The sequence below is a fragment of the Citrobacter sp. TBCS-15 genome (genome assembly GCF_005280815.1).
Classification (GTDB): Bacteria; Pseudomonadota; Gammaproteobacteria; order Enterobacterales; family Enterobacteriaceae; genus Citrobacter; species Citrobacter werkmanii.
Genome location: NZ_SZWK01000289.1, coordinates 345,414 through 363,090, shown reverse-complemented (window position 1 = coordinate 363,090; position 17,677 = coordinate 345,414). Strand labels below are relative to the sequence as shown.

The 17,677-nt window shown below is 54.1% G+C and carries 16 protein-coding genes; 12 read left to right on the top strand and 4 right to left on the bottom strand.

Annotated features, from left to right (window positions below):
• The first annotated feature begins 3 nt into the window (after nt 1–3).
• From FDW96_RS17505 to dusC, 4 genes are all read left to right on the top strand, one after another.
• Complete coding sequence (locus FDW96_RS17505; RefSeq protein ID WP_042307334.1) at nt 4–705, top strand: fumarylacetoacetate hydrolase family protein; 702 nt, start codon at nt 4–6, stop codon at nt 703–705.
• Nucleotides 706–713: 8 nt separating this feature from the next.
• Nucleotides 714–1,358, top strand: a complete 645-nt coding sequence (gene maiA / locus FDW96_RS17500; RefSeq protein ID WP_137366047.1) for a maleylacetoacetate isomerase — start codon at nt 714–716, stop codon at nt 1,356–1,358.
• Nucleotides 1,359–1,372: 14 nt separating this feature from the next.
• Nucleotides 1,373–2,566 carry a 3-hydroxybenzoate 6-monooxygenase gene (locus tag FDW96_RS17495; protein ID WP_061382060.1) on the top strand — a complete coding sequence of 398 codons (1,194 nt, stop codon included), beginning with the start codon at nt 1,373–1,375 and terminating at the stop codon, nt 2,564–2,566.
• Between the two features lie 61 nt (nt 2,567–2,627).
• Complete coding sequence (gene dusC, locus FDW96_RS17490) at nt 2,628–3,572, top strand: tRNA dihydrouridine(16) synthase DusC (protein ID WP_061382059.1); 945 nt, start codon at nt 2,628–2,630, stop codon at nt 3,570–3,572.
• 257 nt (nt 3,573–3,829) lie between these two features.
• On the opposite strand, the gene FDW96_RS17480 is transcribed toward dusC, so the two are convergent.
• On the bottom strand, nt 3,830–4,564 hold the full coding sequence (locus FDW96_RS17480; protein ID WP_137366037.1) for a class I SAM-dependent methyltransferase: 735 nt from the start codon (nt 4,562–4,564) through the stop codon (nt 3,830–3,832).
• A gap of 169 nt (nt 4,565–4,733) precedes the next feature.
• On the opposite strand from FDW96_RS17480, the gene mdtQ reads away from it, so the two are divergent.
• Nucleotides 4,734–6,173, top strand: a complete 1,440-nt coding sequence (gene mdtQ, locus FDW96_RS17475; RefSeq protein ID WP_042307344.1) for a multidrug resistance outer membrane protein MdtQ — start codon at nt 4,734–4,736, stop codon at nt 6,171–6,173.
• Between the two features lie 24 nt (nt 6,174–6,197).
• Here mdtQ and FDW96_RS17470 read toward each other — a convergent pair whose 3' ends face one another.
• On the bottom strand, nt 6,198–6,770 hold the full coding sequence (locus FDW96_RS17470; protein WP_042307347.1) for a DedA family protein: 573 nt from the start codon (nt 6,768–6,770) through the stop codon (nt 6,198–6,200).
• Between the two features lie 815 nt (nt 6,771–7,585).
• On the opposite strand from FDW96_RS17470, the gene FDW96_RS17460 reads away from it, so the two are divergent.
• Nucleotides 7,586–8,173, top strand: a complete 588-nt coding sequence (locus FDW96_RS17460; protein WP_038641953.1) for a Yip1 family protein — start codon at nt 7,586–7,588, stop codon at nt 8,171–8,173.
• Nucleotides 8,174–8,354: 181 nt separating this feature from the next.
• Complete coding sequence (gene pbpG, locus FDW96_RS17455) at nt 8,355–9,302, top strand: D-alanyl-D-alanine endopeptidase (RefSeq protein ID WP_038641951.1); 948 nt, start codon at nt 8,355–8,357, stop codon at nt 9,300–9,302.
• Nucleotides 9,303–9,366: 64 nt separating this feature from the next.
• Here pbpG and dld read toward each other — a convergent pair whose 3' ends face one another.
• Nucleotides 9,367–11,076, bottom strand: coding sequence for a D-lactate dehydrogenase (dld, locus tag FDW96_RS17450; protein ID WP_137366036.1), 1,710 nt, complete (start codon nt 11,074–11,076; stop codon nt 9,367–9,369).
• Nucleotides 11,077–11,308: 232 nt separating this feature from the next.
• Here dld and bglX point away from each other — a divergent pair, with 232 nt between their 5' ends.
• From bglX to FDW96_RS17425, 5 genes are all read left to right on the top strand, one after another.
• Entirely contained in the window at nt 11,309–13,606 is a 2,298-nt protein-coding gene (gene bglX / locus FDW96_RS17445; protein WP_137366035.1) for a beta-glucosidase BglX, read from the top strand.
• Between the two features lie 223 nt (nt 13,607–13,829).
• Entirely contained in the window at nt 13,830–14,747 is a 918-nt protein-coding gene (locus FDW96_RS17440; RefSeq protein WP_079223473.1) for an ABC transporter substrate-binding protein, read from the top strand.
• Between the two features lie 15 nt (nt 14,748–14,762).
• Nucleotides 14,763–15,929: an ABC transporter permease gene (locus FDW96_RS17435; protein ID WP_042307355.1), complete on the top strand. Its 1,167-nt coding sequence runs from the start codon at nt 14,763–14,765 to the stop codon at nt 15,927–15,929.
• Entirely contained in the window at nt 15,922–16,869 is a 948-nt protein-coding gene (locus FDW96_RS17430; protein ID WP_137366033.1) for an ABC transporter ATP-binding protein, read from the top strand. The genes FDW96_RS17435 and FDW96_RS17430 overlap by 8 nt, the downstream gene beginning before the upstream one ends.
• The gene (locus FDW96_RS17425; RefSeq protein WP_137366032.1) at nt 16,853–17,584 is read left to right on the top strand and encodes an ABC transporter permease; all 732 of its coding nucleotides are present in this window, start codon (nt 16,853–16,855) and stop codon (nt 17,582–17,584) included. The genes FDW96_RS17430 and FDW96_RS17425 overlap by 17 nt, the downstream gene beginning before the upstream one ends.
• Here FDW96_RS17425 and FDW96_RS17420 read toward each other — a convergent pair.
• Nucleotides 17,565–17,672, bottom strand: coding sequence for a protein YohO (locus tag FDW96_RS17420; protein WP_003027354.1), 108 nt, complete (start codon nt 17,670–17,672; stop codon nt 17,565–17,567). The two genes, FDW96_RS17425 and FDW96_RS17420, sit on opposite strands and share 20 nt — an antisense overlap.
• Between the last annotated feature and the right edge of the window lie 5 nt (nt 17,673–17,677).

Sequence of the window (17,677 nt, the reverse complement as noted above, 5' to 3'; positions counted from 1 at the left end):
AAAATGACGCAATACGTATTCGAACCACAAGCGCCGGTTACCGTTCCGGTGGTTGGTAGTGATGAACAATTTCCCGTGCGCCGCGTTTACTGCGTGGGCCGAAACTATGCCGCACACGCGCGTGAAATGGGCTTCGACCCGGATCGCGAACCGCCGTTCTTCTTCTGTAAACCTGCCGACGCGGTGGTTCCGGTGGCGGCTGGTCAAACCCTTGAACTGCCGTACCCGTCGCAGACCGATAATTATCACTATGAGATAGAGCTGGTGGTGGCGATTGGTAAAAAGGGCAGCGATATACCGCTGGAAAAAGCGCACGAATATATCTGGGGCTATGCCACCGGTCTGGATATGACCCGTCGCGACAGGCAGATGGAGATGCGCCAGATGGGGCGTCCGTGGGAAATCGGCAAAGCGTTTGATCTCTCTGCGCCCATCGCGCCGCTGCATAAAGCCAGTGAAAGCGTAGATGTTAACAATGCGCCTATCTGGCTGCAGGTTAACGGCGACGATCATCAGCGGAGCGATATTCGCCACCTCATCTGGTCTGTGAATGAAACAATTAGCTATCTGTCCGGATTTTTCGAACTTCAGCCGGGCGATCTGATCTACACCGGTACGCCGGAAGGCGTGGGGGCGGTAGTGAAAGGTGATGTGATCACCGGCAACGTAGACGGTTTAACCCCCATCGCCGTGAAGATTGTCTGAGGTGGATGATGAAGCTGTACAGTTTCTTTAATAGCTCCGCGTCATATCGCGTGCGTATCGCGCTGGCGCTGAAGGGGCTCGATTACCGGACGGTAGGCGTCAACATTCGCATCGGTCAGCAGAACGAACTGGCCTATCGGCGGATGAATCCGCTGGGGCTGGTGCCGACGCTGGTGACCGATGACGGAGAATCGCTTGGACAATCGCTGGCGATAACCGACTGGCTGGATGGCCACTTTCCGCAGTCGCCGCTGCTGCCTGCTGACTTCCCGATGCGCAGTCGGGTGCTGGAAATTGTCTATGCCATCGCCTGTGATATCCATCCAGTGAATAACATGCGGGTACTGCGCTACCTGAGCGACGAGTTAAAGATCAGTGAAGAGGATAAAAAACGCTGGTATGCGCACTGGATCCAGCAAGGGTTAAGCGCAGTGGAACAGATGCTGCGCCAGAGTCATTCGGGGGCGTTCTGTGTGGGTGATGCGCCGACGTTGGCGGATTGCTGCCTGATCCCGCAATGGGCGAACGCGCTACGTATGGGCTGCGATTTGAGCGCATATCCACGGTGCAAGGCGGTCTATGATGCCTGTACCCAGCTTCCGGCGTTTATCGCCGCCGCGCCCGAGAACCAACAAGACAAAATTCCAGCCTGATAAGGAGAACGACAATGGCTAAAGTGACACGCGCAATTATCGTGGGTGGTGGGATTGGCGGCGCGGCGACCGCGTTATCGCTGGCCCGTCAGGGAATCAAAGTGATGTTGCTGGAGAAAGCGCATGAGATTGGTGAAATTGGCGCGGGCATTCAGCTCGGACCAAACGCGTTCTCTGCGCTCGACAGCCTTGGTGTGGGAGAGGTTGCCCGCCAGCGCGCCGTTTTTACCGATCATATCACCATGATGGATGCGGTAAATGCGCAGGAAGTCGTGCGTATTGAAACCGGACAGGCGTTCCGCGATCACTTTGGCGGTCCTTATGCGGTTATCCATCGGGTGGATATTCATGCTTCTGTGTGGGAAGCGGCGCTGGTTCATCCCAACGTTGAGTATCGCACTTCAACTAACGTGGTTGATATTCGCCAGACCGAGGATGACGTGACGGTATTTGACGAGCATGGCAACAGCTGGACGGCGGATATTTTGGTCGGCTGTGACGGGGTGAAGTCGGTTGTCCGTCAGTCTCTGATTGGCGATGCGCCACGCGTGACCGGGCACGTGGTCTATCGCGCGGTGATTGATTGCGATGATATGCCGGAAGATTTGCGCATTAACGCGCCGGTGTTGTGGGCCGGACCGCACTGTCACCTGGTGCACTATCCGCTGCGCGGCGGCAAACAATACAATCTGGTGGTGACCTTTCATAGTCGTCAGCAGGAAGAGTGGGGCGTGAAGGATGGCAGTAAAGAGGAGGTACTTTCCTATTTTGCCGGTATTCATCCACGTCCACGGCAGATGCTGGATAAACCGACATCATGGCGGCGCTGGGCCACTGCTGACCGCGAGCCGGTAGAGAAATGGGGCACCGACCGCATTACGCTGGTGGGCGATGCCGCGCACCCGGTGGCGCAATATATGGCGCAGGGAGCCTGTATGGCGCTGGAAGATGCTGTCACGCTCGGTAAGGCGTTACAGCAGTGTGACGGCGATGCGGCTGATGCCTTTGCCCTGTATGAGTCGGTACGCATTCCGCGTACGGCGCGGATTGTCTGGTCGACGCGCGAAATGGGCCGCGTTTATCACGCTGCGGGCGTCGAGCGCCAGGTGCGTAATCTGCTGTGGCAAGGCAAATCACAGGCGGAGTTTTATCGCGGTATGGAGTGGCTGTACGGCTGGAAAGAAGATAACTGTCTGTTGCCGCGCTGAGCCTCTTTAATCTCCCGAACGGAGGCGCTACCATAGCGCCTCTTTTTTTGCGGGTGACGATATGCGTGTTTTACTGGCGCCGATGGAAGGCGTGCTCGATTCCCTGGTGCGCGAACTGCTGACTGAAGTGAATGATTACGATCTGTGCATCACGGAGTTTGTGCGCGTGGTGGATCAGCTCCTGCCGGCAAAAGTATTTCACCGGCTCTGCCCGGAACTGCATAACAACAGCCGCACGCCATCCGGTACGCAGGTGCGCATACAGCTGTTGGGCCAGTACCCGCAGTGGCTGGCGGAGAACGCGGCCCGCGCGGTAGAACTGGGATCGTACGGTGTCGATCTGAACTGCGGTTGCCCGTCGAAGCTGGTCAACGGCAGCGGCGGTGGCGCGACGTTATTGAAAGATCCAGAACTTATCTACCGCGGCGCAAAAGCCATGCGCGAGGCGGTTCCGGACCATCTCCCAGTGACGGTGAAAGTGCGCCTGGGCTGGGACAACAGCGATCGGCAGTTTGAAATTGCCGATGCCGTCCAGCAGGCTGGCGCCAGCGAACTGGCGGTGCATGGTCGTACCAAAGAGCAGGGCTATAAGGCCGAGCATATTAACTGGCAGGCGATTGGTGAAATTCGCCAGCGACTTACCATTCCGGTTATCGCGAATGGCGAAATCTGGGACTGGCAGAGCGCCCAGGATTGTATGGCCATCAGCGGATGCGATGCGGTGATGATCGGCCGTGGCGCGTTAAATATCCCGAACCTGAGCCGCGTGGTGAAGTACAACGAGCCGCGAATGCCGTGGCCTGATGTGGTGAGGTTGTTGCAAAAATATACCCGTCTCGAAAAGCAGGGTGACACAGGGTTGTATCATGTGGCGCGTATTAAGCAGTGGTTAGGGTATTTGCGTAAAGAATATTCAGAGGCAACAGCACTGTTTCAGGAGATTCGCGCGTTAAACAATTCACCGGATATCGCTCGGGCAATTCAGGCCATCGAGATTACCGCCTGACATCAGTTCCGGTAGGCCGGATAAGGCGTTTACGCCGCCATCCGGCATCAGAGAGAATGATAGCCTGACATTTCTGCTATCAGGCCAGGGCGAAATAACGACATCAGAAAATCATCTTAAACACGCCCGTTACCACCAACAGCCCAATCAGAAAAATAATTAGAATAATCCACAGCAGAATTTTCATTAACTTTCCTTTTTTTGGTAAGTTCAGAATGAGTATAGGAAAGTATCAACTATTCTGCCTGGCGGTGCTGTTATGCTGGTTTACGTGCGCTCAGTAAAAACACCATTGGCCGCTCTTTTTCTTCATCCAACGCCGGGTTTTCAGCAATCTGTTGAGCAGAAGGGCCCCATTCATCAACACACACTATTTCGAATCCGGCGGCAATGAGCGCGTTAATCCAGGTCGCCAGCTTACGGTGCTGTTTTTTAACGCCTTCAGCAAACCAGTTACTGATACGCTCGCCTTCTTGTTGATAATGATTAACCGGCCAGGACAGCTGCCCGGCTTTGTCTTTTATCCAGCCCTGATTAAGCGGTGCGGTATAAATCGGGTGCTCGGCAGAGAAAACTAACATACCTCCCGGTGTTAATGCCTGGTAAATCGTTACGAATAATCGTTCAATATCGTGTAGATAATGCAGGGCAAGGGAGCTATAAGCCAGGTCGAAAGAAGCCGGTGAGAGAGTAAGCGTTTCGAGATCTTCACGGCGATAGACGATGCCATTGCCGTGAGTCATATTGTGCGCCTGGGTTAACATCTTTTGTGAGATATCCAGCCCCACGACGCTGGCGGCATGATTATCGCGCGCGTAGCGGCAAAACCAGCCATATCCGCAGCCCAAATCGAGAATGTTTTTACCCTGCAGAGCGGGGAGCATAGCTTGTATTGCTGGCCATTCCGGTGCGCCATCAAGCCCTTTTACTGAACGATCCAGTGTGGCATATCCGGCAAAGAATTCCGGGTCGTCATAAATATTCTGTGACATAAGGTTTCCATCTATAAATTATTAAAATTATTTAATCTATATTATTTGTGTGGTGTATATTTTTCTGATTATATATTTTTATTGCCAAAGATGTATTGCCACGCGTAACTAAAAAAGTAACAGCGACAAGTCGTACTCTCTGCGCATCTTTTCTTACCTGTATATCTCCATGAATCGTAATTCTGTTTTTGCCGCGACGGCATTGTTGCCTCTTTTTATTCTGATGGCAGGCTGTGCGCCTATGCATGATGACCGTCAGTCTCTGTCACAGCAGACCCCTGCTGTGAACGTCGATTCCGCATTACCTGCGGCATTAAAAAATGGCTGGCCGGACAGCCAATGGTGGAAGGCATACCACGATCCTCAGCTTAATGCGCTGATTGACAGCACGTTGCGAAACTCTCCTGATATGCAGGTAGCGGAACAGCGCATTCAACTGGCGGAGGCGCAGGCGAAGGCCGTTGAGGCGCAGGATGGCCCGGAGATCGATTTCTCTGCGGACGTTGAGCGTCAGCGAATGTCAGCTGAAGGGTTGATGGGACCGTTTGCCATTACCGATCCTGCCGCCGGAACGACAGGCCCGTGGTACACCAACGGGACCTTTGGTTTAACCGCCGGTTGGAATCTGGATCTGTGGGGGAAAAATCGGGCCGAAGTGACGGCGCGTATTGGGGCCGTTAAAGCGCGAGAAGCAGAGCGTGAACAAACCCGCCAGCTGCTGGCGAGCGGCGTTTCACGTCTGTACTGGGAATGGCAGACGCAGGCGGCGCTGAAAAGCGTGCTGACGCAGATTAAAAATGAGCAACAGAACGTTATTAACGTCGATCGTCAACTGTATCAAAACGGCATTACCTCATCGGTGGAAGGCGTTGAGACCGATATCGATTCCAGTAAAACGGATCAGCAACTGAACGATGTTAACGGCAAAATGAAAGTGATTGAGGCGCGGCTGAGCGCCCTGACTAATTCACAGTCTACCGTTCTGAAACTGCATACCAGTAAGTTACCTACCGTAGAAAGCCAGCTCCCGTCCCAGTTAGGCTATTCGCTGCTGGCCCGTCGACCGGATTTACAGGCCGCGCACTGGTATATTGAATCATCCCTGAGCAGCATTGATGCGGCGAAAGCTGCGTTTTATCCTGACGTGAATTTGATGGCATTTTTACAACAGGATGCGTTACATCTGAGCGATCTGTTCCGCCATTCCGCGCAGCAGATGGGGGTCACAGCCGGACTCACGCTGCCTATTTTCGACAGCGGCAGATTGAATGCCAATCTCGATATCACCAAAGCGCAAAGCAACCTGACGGTGGCGAATTACAACAAAGCCGTGGTAGATGCGGTGAATGACGTGGCGCGAGCAGCTTCGCAGGTGGAAACACTGGCGCAGAAGAATCAGCATCAGCAGCAGATTGAACATGATGCACAGCGTGTGGTGGGACTTGCGCAGGCGCGATTTAACGCCGGTATTATTGCGGGTTCGCGGGTTAGCGAAGCAAAGATCCCGGCGTTACGTGAGCAGTGCAACGGTCTGGTACTGCAAGGCCAGTGGCTGGATGCTTCCATTCAGTTGACCAGCGCGCTGGGCGGCGGCTACCACGCGTCGTAATACACCTGCCCGGTAGATACCGCTCTACCGGGCCGTCTTCTTGCCGCTGCGTTTTTTCAACCACCAGCGTGCGCCTACCACCAGTACAATCACCAGAACCAGCCATATCCAGTGCTTAATGTGCTGGTCGAGATTGTGCAGCCACGGCGCGATGACTTCTCCCCCCACATAACCCAGGGTGGTAAATATCAGCGCCCACACCAGCGCCCCGAGAATATTGAGCGGTAAAAAGATCTTCGGTGGCAGGTGACTGGCACCAATCAGCAAAGGGCCAATAACGCGAAAACCGTACATAAAACGCGTGCCGACCACAAACAGATAAGGACGCCGTTGGATCATCTTCTGCGCGTAATCAATTTTTGCCTGATGACGCGAAAAACGCCGCAGAATTTTGCCGCCAAAACGACGTCCGAGTAAATAGAGCAACTGATCGCCAATCATCCCGCCCAGCGCGACGGAGAGCACCACCAGCGGAAATTTAAGTACTCCCTGATGGGCCGCGACGCCGCCTAACAGGGTAATGGTTTCCCCTTCAGCCAGACTGCCAATCACTAATGCGGCATAGCCGTATTGCGCAACATAATGATTTATATCCATACGATTGTATGACCTCCACCGCTTATAGCATACACCCTATGAATATTTGATGCCGGAAAAGCCGCGCCGTAGCGTTCTAATGCTTGTCAGTTAAGTATTATGAAGGATATGTGATTCTGGCTCAGGGTTCCGTTCACCTCCGCGGTGTCATTTCTCTGAAACGCCGTTACTCGTGAACGTGCAAGGGAGGCTCACCGCCGCCTCCCTTGCATCCCAGGCTCGCGGCGGGAAAATCGTCGCTGCGCGAGCTATTCGTCTTATTCCGCCTGCCTGTCGGGTCGGGGCCGAGCCTGCGTCCATGCAGGCCGTCCCCTCTGCCCGCATCCCTGCGGGCAGACCCGGTCAGCCGTCAACGCTTCATCGATTTTCAGCCGGACCGGAGTCATCGCTTCAACGCTCTGAATTCCAGTTAAATCTGTTTTGCTGTTTAAACAAAAAACGCAAATGGTCAGGTGTGGGCTGGTCCGGCTGAAAATTGCCGACGTGTTTCCGTAAGGCCGGGAGAGCCAGCATGGATGCTGGCTCAGGGCGTGCTTTGCAAGGACGCTACCTCGCGCCCGGCCCGGTAGCCTGAAGGAATAAGCGGAGGGTATTGCGCAGCAACAATTTTCCCGCCGGGAGCCGGGATTGTTAAGGGTACGGCGATAGTACCCTTAACACGTTCACAGGCAGTATCGTTTCAGAGAAGTGATAAACATTGGGTGAACGTAACAATACGCCGTAGCGATCCGGTATTTTCTCTGTGTACATAAAATAATCAAAAGCTGAATTATACTTGTAGTGTTGAGGTCCGGAGCTGACAAGAAGGGGGCGGTATGAACCATGTCTGGGGGCTGTTTTCCCATCCCGATCGTGAAATGCACGTTATCAACAGCGAAAACGAAAGCGTTTCGCATCACTATACCCATCATGTACTGCTGATGGCGGCAATCCCGGTGGTTTGCGCGTTTATCGGTACCACACAAATCGGCTGGAATTTTGGCGATGGCAACATACTGCAGTTATCCCTATTGACCGGACTGGCGCTGGCCATTCTGTTTTACGGCGTGATGCTGGCGGGCGTGGCTGTCATGGGCCGGGTTATCTGGTGGATGGCGCGTAATTACCCGCAGCGTCCGTCGTTGGCGCACTGTATGGTCTTTGCCGGATATGTCGCGACTCCGCTGTTTTTAAGCGGTCTGGTCGCACTTTATCCGCTGGTCTGGCTGTGTGCGTTGGTGGGAACTATCGCGCTGTTTTACACAGGTTATTTACTCTATCTCGGTATTCCGACATTCCTGAATATCACTCGCGAGGAAGGGTTAAGTTTTTCCAGTTCCACGCTGGCTATTGGTGTGCTGGTACTTGAAGTTCTGCTGGCGATTACGGTAATCCTGTGGGGTTACGGCTATCGCTTATTCTGATCTGTAAAACTCCTCTGCGCTGCGTTGTTGACGTAAAAGTCAGCAACGCAGCATTTCGAGACGATTCTCCTGTAGCGGCAAACCTGCCGGATCGCTATGATGCCTGAGCTAGCCTGAGAAAATACTTAATCTCGGGCGGTGTGCGTTGTGACGTGCGTGAACCCTTATCAGAAATCTCATCATGCTGAAATTCCGAGTTTCATTATTAAGCCTTGCCCTGGTGCTGGCCGTTCCTTTTGCACCCCAAGCCGTGGCGAAAACGGCACCTACCGTAGCGGCTTCTCAACCTGAGATAGCGTCCGGTAGCGCGATGATTGTTGATCTGAATACCAACAAGGTTATCTATTCGAACCACCCGGATCTGGTGCGTCCGATTGCGTCGATTACCAAATTAATGACGGCGATGGTGGTGCTTGATGCGCGACTGCCGCTGGATGAAAAACTGAAAGTTGATATCAGTCAGACGCCTGAGATGAAAGGAATTTACTCTCGCGTACGGCTGAACAGTGTAATCAGCCGTAAAGACATGCTGTTACTGGCGCTGATGTCATCTGAAAACCGTGCGGCAGCCAGTCTGGCACATCATTACCCTGGCGGCTATAACGCGTTTATCAAGGCGATGAATGCGAAAGCGAAAGCGCTGGGCATGACCCATACCCGTTTTGTGGAGCCGACCGGGTTATCGATTCATAACGTCTCAACCGCGCGTGATTTAACGAAGTTACTGATTGCCAGCAAACAGTATCCGCTGATTGGTCAGCTAAGTACTACGCGTGAAGATATGGCGACGTTTGCCAATCCGGCGTATACATTGCCGTTCCGTAATACCAACCATCTGGTGTATCGCGATAACTGGAATATTCAGTTAACTAAAACCGGGTTTACCAATGCGGCGGGCCACTGTCTGGTGATGCGCACGGTGATTAATAACAAACCGGTGGCGCTGGTGGTGATGGATGCTTTTGGGAAATATACCCACTTTGCCGATGCCAGCCGTTTACGCACCTGGATTGAAACCGGCAAGGTGATGCCGGTTCCGGCGGCAGCGCTGAGCTACAAAAAGCAAAAAGCGGCGCAGATGGCGGCGGCAGGTTCAGCTACGGGTGAACAAACCGCGCAGAACGATTAAACCGTAGGCCGGGCAAGCGAAGCGCCCCCGGCAACGTGCCCGATGGCGCTTACGCTTATCGGGCCTACGACTCTTTCCAGAACTTCTGCTTACTCGTTTTCCCAATACCCGGGTTCATACTGTTGGTTGGGTCATTCTCGCGGTAAAAGCGGGTCAAGGTTTCTGGCGCCTGGTACAGATGCCCGACGTTATGCTCCGCCGGATACTGTGCCCCACGCTCGCGCAGTAACTTCAGCATCTGCTCTTTTAGCGCATGAGCATCCACGCCTTTTTTAACGATGTAATCCTGATGGAATACATAGCACATAAAGTGCCCGTAATAGAGCTTATGCACCAACTGACTGTCGATTTCTTGCGGCAGATGTTCATACCATTCGGTGTCGTTACGACGCAGCGCGATATCCAGCGCCAGAATATCTTCTACTTCATCCGCATGAACGGCCTGGTAACGAATAGCCGCGCCAGCCGCCGCAAAGCGGTGCAGGAACGCCTTACTGCCTTCTTCCGGCGTACAGGCAAAGAAGTCGCCCTCTGCCGTTTTGAAAAACTCATTTAGCCAGTTTTGCGCTTCAGCCACGCCGCCACCGGCCATTTTTAACAGCAGGTGATGCTCGTATTTGTCGCGCCAGCTTTTCATACGCGCTGGTAAGTGGCTGGGGAATAAATGGCCAAACTTCTGCATCGCCCGGTCGGTGAAGTGCGGACGGAAAAATTTCACTTTTTCCAGCATCGCATCGGTGCGGCCTTTCAGGGTGAAGAAAAACGGCATTTTGTCGGTGCCGAGTTTGTCGATCATCAGGAACGTATCTTTGCCGTACTGCTCAGCGATGTCGTAAATGTCGCGATGCATATATTCACCGGCAACCGGCAGATGTTCAAACTTCGCCAGAATATGACGGCGGATCTCCGTCAGCACCTCAGGCTGGTTGGTGCCGATATAAAAGACCTGCTGATTTTTTTCGGCTTCGAAAGTGTCCAGACGCACGGCGAAAACTGCGAGCTTTCCGGCACAACCGGACGATTCAAACAAGCGGTCCGGGTCGGCGTTATAGCGTGCGGGCGTATCCGCCTCAATATCTCTGACGCGGGTCACGTAGTCGTGATCGTGCGCATGACGTCCGTCGTGGCGAACATCGTCATCTTTGATGCGCTCGTCATCGAGTTTGCTGAGGATCTGTTCTGGGGTTTGGCCAAGCTCGATGCCCAGATGGTTAACCAGCTGTAATTTGCCCTGTTCATCAATACGCGCAAACAGCGACATCTCCGTGTAGGCCGGGCCTCGTTGCACCAGCGAGCCGCCGGAGTTGTTACAAATGCCGCCAATCACGGAAGCGCCGATACAGGAGGAGCCGATCACTGAATGCGGTTCACGACCAAAAGGTTTGAGCGCTTTTTCCAGCGAATAAAGCGTTGTTCCTGGCCAGGCCAGCACCTGTTCGCCTTTGCCGATGACGTGCAGTTTATCAAGACGCAGGGTGCTGATAATAACAATTTCACGGTCGTAATCATTGCCGCTTGGCGTAGAGCCTTCGGTCAGGCCGGTATTGGCGGCCTGCATCAGAATGATTTTGTCTGCGGCGACGCAGGCGTTCAGGACGCGCCACAATTCTAAAAGCGAGCCCGGAAAAACGACGGCGAGTGCATCGCCCTGGCCGGAGCGAAATCCCTTGCGATAGCGGGCGGTTTTAGCGGGTTCAGTGAGCAGGTGCGAATGACCCACCAGGCGGGTCAGTTCATTCAGGAAAGCTTTATTATCTGTTGTAATGGAAGACATTCTCCACTCCTTGTGGTGGGACTCAATATCAGGAACAAGCATAGCGCTTTGTATGACAATACGCTTTCTCATTCATATTGTCTCTGGCTTGTCTTTCATTGATTCACGCTGGTTTTGAAAATTAGGAGAATAACCTTAGCTTTCTTTAGCGCTCCCGTTTAGTCTTACGGCAAATTGCGGTTTTTGTTATATTTTCGCTGATGCGTCAGGAAAAAATAAAGAGAGAATCAACATGAAATGGCTATGTTCTGTAGGTGTTGCGGTGAGTCTGGCGGTGCAACCCGCGCTGGCGGACACTCTGTTTGGTAACCATCCGCTAACGCCAGAAGCGCGGGATGCATTTGTTACCGATTTACTCAAACAGATGACCGTGGATGAGAAAATTGGTCAATTACGCTTAATCAGCGTCGGGCCTGATAATCCGAAGGAAGCCATCCGCGAGATGATCAAAGACGGGCAGGTTGGGGCAATTTTTAACACCGTAACACGCCAGGATATCCGCAAAATGCAGGATCAGGTGATGGAACTCAGCCGCCTGAAAATTCCTCTCTTTTTTGCCTACGACGTATTGCACGGCCAGCGTACCGTGTTCCCGATAAGCCTCGGTCTGGCGTCCTCCTTTAATCTCGATGCGGTCAGAACCGTCGGTCGCGTTTCAGCGTATGAAGCTGCCGATGATGGCCTGAACATGACCTGGGCGCCGATGGTTGATGTCTCCCGCGATCCGCGCTGGGGCCGGGCATCGGAAGGGTTTGGCGAAGACACGTATTTGACCGCCACGATGGGTAAAACCATGGTGGAAGCGATGCAGGGGAAAAGCCCTGCCGATCGCTATTCGGTAATGACCAGCGTCAAGCACTTCGCCGCTTATGGCGCGGTAGAGGGCGGGAAAGAGTACAACACCGTCGATATGAGCCCGCAGCGTCTGTTTAATGACTACATGCCGCCGTACAAAGCCGGGCTGGATGCCGGTAGCGGCGCGGTGATGGTAGGACTTAATTCGCTTAACGGTACGCCGGCGACGTCGGATGCCTGGCTGTTGAAAGACGTGCTGCGCGATGAGTGGGGCTTTAAAGGCATCACCGTTTCCGATCACGGCGCGATTAAGGAACTGATTAAGCACGGCACCGCCTCCGATCCTGAGGATGCGGTACGCGTGGCTATCAAGTCCGGTATCAACATGAGTATGAGCGATGAGTATTACAGCAAATACCTGCCGGGGCTGATTAAATCAGGCAAAGTGACAATGGCGGAGCTTGACGACGCTGCTCGTCACGTGCTGAACGTGAAATATGATATGGGGCTGTTTAACGATCCGTACAGCCATCTGGGAGCCAAAGAATCTGATCCGGTGGATACCAACGCCGAAAGCCGCCTGCACCGTAAAGAAGCGCGTGAAGTGGCGCGTGAAAGCCTGGTGCTGCTGAAAAACCGCCTCGACACGCTGCCGCTGAAAAAATCCGCCACCGTGGCGGTTGTCGGGCCACTGGCCGACAGCAAGCGTGATGTGATGGGCAGTTGGTCCGCAGCCGGGGTTGCCGATCAGTCGGTCACGGTGCTGACAGGGATTAAAAATGCCATTGGCGAGCAGGGTAAAGTGGTATACGCCAAAGGGGCGAATATCACCAACGATAAAGGCATTGTCGACTTCCTGAACCTGTATGAAGAGGCGGTGAAAGTTGACCCGCGCTCGCCGCAGGCGATGATTGATGAAGCCGTTAATGCGGCGAAACAGTCTGATGTGGTGATTGCGGTGGTCGGTGAGGCACAGGGAATGGCACATGAAGCCTCCAGCCGTACGGACATTACTATTCCGCAGAGCCAACGTGACCTGATTGCCGCGCTGAAAGCAACGGGTAAACCGCTGGTGCTGGTGCTGATGAACGGACGTCCGCTGGCGCTGGTTAAGGAAGATCAACAAGCTGATGCGATCCTCGAAACCTGGTTTGCCGGGACGGAAGGCGGTAACGCCATCGCCGATGTTTTGTTTGGCGATTACAACCCATCAGGCAAGCTGCCGATGTCTTTCCCACGCTCTGTCGGACAGATCCCGGTCTATTACAGCCATCTCAATACCGGTCGTCCGTATAACGCCGATAAGCCGAATAAGTACACCTCGCGTTATTTTGACGAAGCAAACGGTCCGTTGTATCCCTTTGGCTATGGCCTGAGCTACACCACCTTTACCGTTTCGGATGTGAAACTCTCTGCACCGACGATGAAACGTGACGGGACAGTGACGGCCAGCGTCCAGGTGACCAACACCGGCAAGCGCGAAGGTGCGACGGTGATTCAGATGTATTTGCAGGATGTGACCGCTTCAATGAGCCGTCCGGTAAAACAGCTGAAAGGCTTTGAGAAAGTGAATCTTAAACCGGGTGAAACGCAGACTGTCAGCTTCCCGATTGATATCGAAGCGCTGAAATTCTGGAACCAGCGTATGAAATACGATGCTGAACCGGGTAAATTTAACGTCTTTATCGGCGTGGATTCCGCCAGAGTGAAGCAGGGTGAATTTGAACTGCTGTAGTTGATGAAGAAAGCCACGCATCATGCCTGATGGCGCAATGCTTATCTGGTCTATGAAATAACGCTATCCGGCAAATTCACCTTGGGTTTGCCGGATTTTTTTATCGCCTTACTGCTAATTACTCTCAGTGTTACTACCCAATTGCCAGGTTAAGGCCTGATTTTTCGACTATGCTTTTTCCTCAAGTCTCTGAAAAGGGCCGCAAAAGGATGAGGAGCACAGCATGATAATCTCAAAGTTTGGGGTAGGGTCGTTGGCATTGTTAGCCGCGATAAGTATGCCCTTACAGGCCGCGTCACCCGTTACGGTTGGGTCAAAAATTGATACCGAAGGGGCGCTGCTCGGTAACATTATTTTGCAAGTGCTCGAAAGCCATGGTGTGAAAACCGTCAATAAAGTGCAACTGGGGACTACGCCAGTGGTGCGTGGCGCGATTACATCCGGCGAGCTGGATATCTACCCGGAATATACCGGCAATGGCGCCTTCTTCTTTAAAGATGAGAATGATCCGGCGTGGAAAAATGCGCAGGCTGGTTTCGACAAAGTGAAAAAGCTGGACGCAGAGAAAAATAAACTGGTCTGGTTAACGCCTGCGCCCGCCAACAATACCTGGACCATTGCGGTCCGCCAGGATGTCGCCGAAAAGAATAAACTGGTTTCGCTTGCAGATTTAGGGCGCTACCTGAAAGAGGGGGGCACCTTCAAACTGGCCGCCTCTGCGGAGTTTATCGAACGTGCGGACGCGCTGCCCGCGTTTGAAAAAGCCTATGATTTTAAACTGAATCAGAATCAGCTTTTATCACTGGCCGGGGGGGATACCGCCGTGACGATTAAAGCTGCAGCGCAGCAAACCTCCGGCGTCAATGCCGCGATGGCCTACGGTACCGATGGTCCGGTCGCCGCGCTGGGGCTGCAAACGTTAAGCGATCCGCAAGGCGTTCAGCCGATTTATGCGCCTGCGCCAGTGGTACGTGAGTCGGTACTCAAGGCCTATCCGAAAATGGAAGAATGGCTGCAGCCTGTTTTTGCCAGTCTGGATGAAAAAACGCTCCAGCAGCTTAACGCCAGTATTGCCGTAGAGGGTCTGGATGCAAAAAAAGTTGCAGCAGATTATCTGAAGCAAAAAGGATGGGTTAAGTAACGGAATTTACGGCGGGTGGGTGTTTTGTCCAATATCTCGGTTAATCGGGTGCTGTTGCTGCTGGTTCTTCTTACCTTCGCAGCAGCTGCGCTTCCTTTCATTAGTTATGCCCCCAATCGCCTGGTTTCCGGCGAAGGTCGTCAACTCTGGGATATCAGGCCCGACATGGCGTGGGGACTGGCGGTGGCATGTTTGCTACTGTTTCTTCTGTGCTTTGTGTCGGGCAAATCCGGCAATATATTGACGCTTGTTATCAGCCAGCTGTTGGTGATTGCGGCGCTGGTAACTGCAGGTACAACGGCAACGTATCTGGCGCAGACGGGCAGTACGCTGGCCAGAACCAGTCTTGGCTCCGGGTTCTGGCTGGGTCTCGGATTCATGTTGCTGGCTGCCAGTGACGCCATTCGGCGCATCACCCGTCAGATGTTGTGGCGATGGGTGCTGCATGCGCAACTTTTTGTTATGCCGATAGTGTTATTACTGTCCGGCACGTTTAACGATCTTTCCCTGCTGAAAGAGTATGCCAACCGCCAGGATGTCTTTAACGACGCACTGGCGCAGCATCTGACTATTCTGTTCGGCACCGTCATACCCGCGCTATTCCTTGGTGTGCCGCTGGGCGTTTGGTGCTCTTTTTCTGACTCGCGTCAGGGACCGGTTTTCGCCGTACTGAACATTATCCAGACCATCCCCTCGGTGGCCTTGTTTGGCCTGTTGATTGCGCCACTTGCTGGGCTGGTTAAGCATTTTCCCTCGTTAAGCTCACTCGGCGTTGCGGGAACCGGCCTGACACCCGCGCTTATTGCGTTGGTACTGTACGCGCTCTTACCGTTGGTACGTGGCGTCGTGGCTGGACTGAATCAGGTTCCAGTGGATGTACTGGAAAGCGCCCGGGCGATGGGGATGAGCGCGCGTCAACGGTTTATCTCGGTGCAGTTGCCGCTGGCGCTGCCTGTCTTCTTGCGCAGTCTGCGGGTGGTGATGATCCAGACGGTAGGGATGGCGGTGATTGCCGCGCTGATCGGCGCCGGGGGCTTTGGCGCGCTGGTCTTTCAGGGATTGCTTAGTAGCGCCGTTGATTTAGTGCTGCTGGGCGTGATCCCGGTAGTTGTGCTGGCAGTGTTGATTGATGCGCTGTTTGATTTAGGGCTAGCGCTGCTGAAGGGAACGAATAATGATTGAATTTAGTCATGTCAGTAAAACCTACGGTCAGCAAAAAGCCGTCGACGACCTTAATCTGCATTTGGCGGAGGGGAGCTTTTCGGTGCTGATTGGCACGTCGGGTTCCGGAAAATCCACCACACTGAAGATGATCAACCGACTGGTCGAGCATGACAGCGGGCAGATTCGTTTTGCGGGGGAGGAGATCCGCAGTCTGCCGGTACTGGAGTTAAGGCGGCGTATGGGGTACGCGATCCAGTCTATCGGTTTGTTCCCGCACTGGACCGTCGCGCAGAACATCGCCACCGTGCTGCAATTACAAAAGTGGTCGCGCTCGCGTATTGATGATCGAACAGATGAACTTATGGCGCTGTTGGGGCTGGAGGCGAGTTTGCGTCACCGTTACCCACATCAGCTTTCCGGTGGGCAGCAGCAGCGGGTTGGGGTTGCGCGCGCCCTGGCGGCAGATCCACAGGTGCTATTGATGGATGAGCCTTTTGGCGCGCTGGATCCTGTCACCCGCGGTGCGTTGCAGCAGGAGATGACCCGTATTCATCGTCTGCTGGGGCGTACCATCGTATTAGTGACGCATGATATCGACGAGGCGCTGAGGTTGGCGGAACATCTGGTCCTGATGGACGCGGGGAAGGTCGTGCAGCAAGGGACGCCGCTATCGATGCTGACTGCGCCAGCGAACGATTTCGTACAAACGTTCTTTGGCCGCAGCGAACTGGGCGTGCGGTTACTGTCGCTGCGTACGGTGGGTGATTTTATCCGTCGCGGCGAACATTCAGACGGTGAGCCGCTGGTGGCTGAAATGACGCTGCGTGATGCGCTGTCGATGTTTGTGGCGCGGGGGTGCGATGTCCTGCCGGTTGTGACGCCGCAGGGCGTGTCCTGCGGTACGCTTCACTTTCGCGATCTGCTTTCGGAGATGCCGCCCCGTGAAACGTCTTGCTGATCCACTGCTGTGGCTGGTTGTCCTGTTCCTGATCCTGTTGGTCGGGTTACCGCACAGTCAGGCCCTGTTTAGTTCGCTGTTTCCTGAGTTGCCGCGCCCCGTGTATCAGCAGGAAAGTTTTACGGCGCTGGCGCTGAGTCATTTTGCGCTGGTAGGAATATCGAGTCTTATCGCCGTACTCATCGGCACCGGGGCCGGAATTGCGGTAACCCGGCCCTGGGGGGCAGAGTTCAGGCCGATGGTGGAAACTATCGCCGCCGTGGGGCAGACTTTTCCCCCGGTCGCGGTGCTGGCGATTGCCGTACCGGTGATGGGATTTGGTCTTGAGCCGGCGGTTATCGCGCTGATCCTGTATGGCGTGTTACCGATCCTACAGGCAACCCTGGCGGGGCTGGGAGGCATCTCTGCCAGCGTGATGGATATCGCCAGCGGGATGGGGATGAGTCGCTGGCAGCGCCTGCGTAAAGTGGAGTTGCCGCTGGCGGCACCGATTATTCTGGCGGGGATCCGCACGTCGGTGATCATTAATATCGGCACCGCAACGATAGCCTCAACCGTCGGGGCGAATACGCTGGGTACGCCGATAATTATCGGACTTAGCGGATTCAATACCGCGTATGTGATTCAGGGGGCGTTGCTGGTCGCGTTGGCGGCAGTGATTGTCGATCGCGGATTTGAGCGATTAGCGAGCTACCTTACCCGGCACGTAAAATGAATGTGTAGCCTGCCAGCATGACGCCGCCGATACCGCCGATAGCCATCAGCAGGAAGAGGGTTATTACACCGATTTTAGCTGCGCTCATTGTGC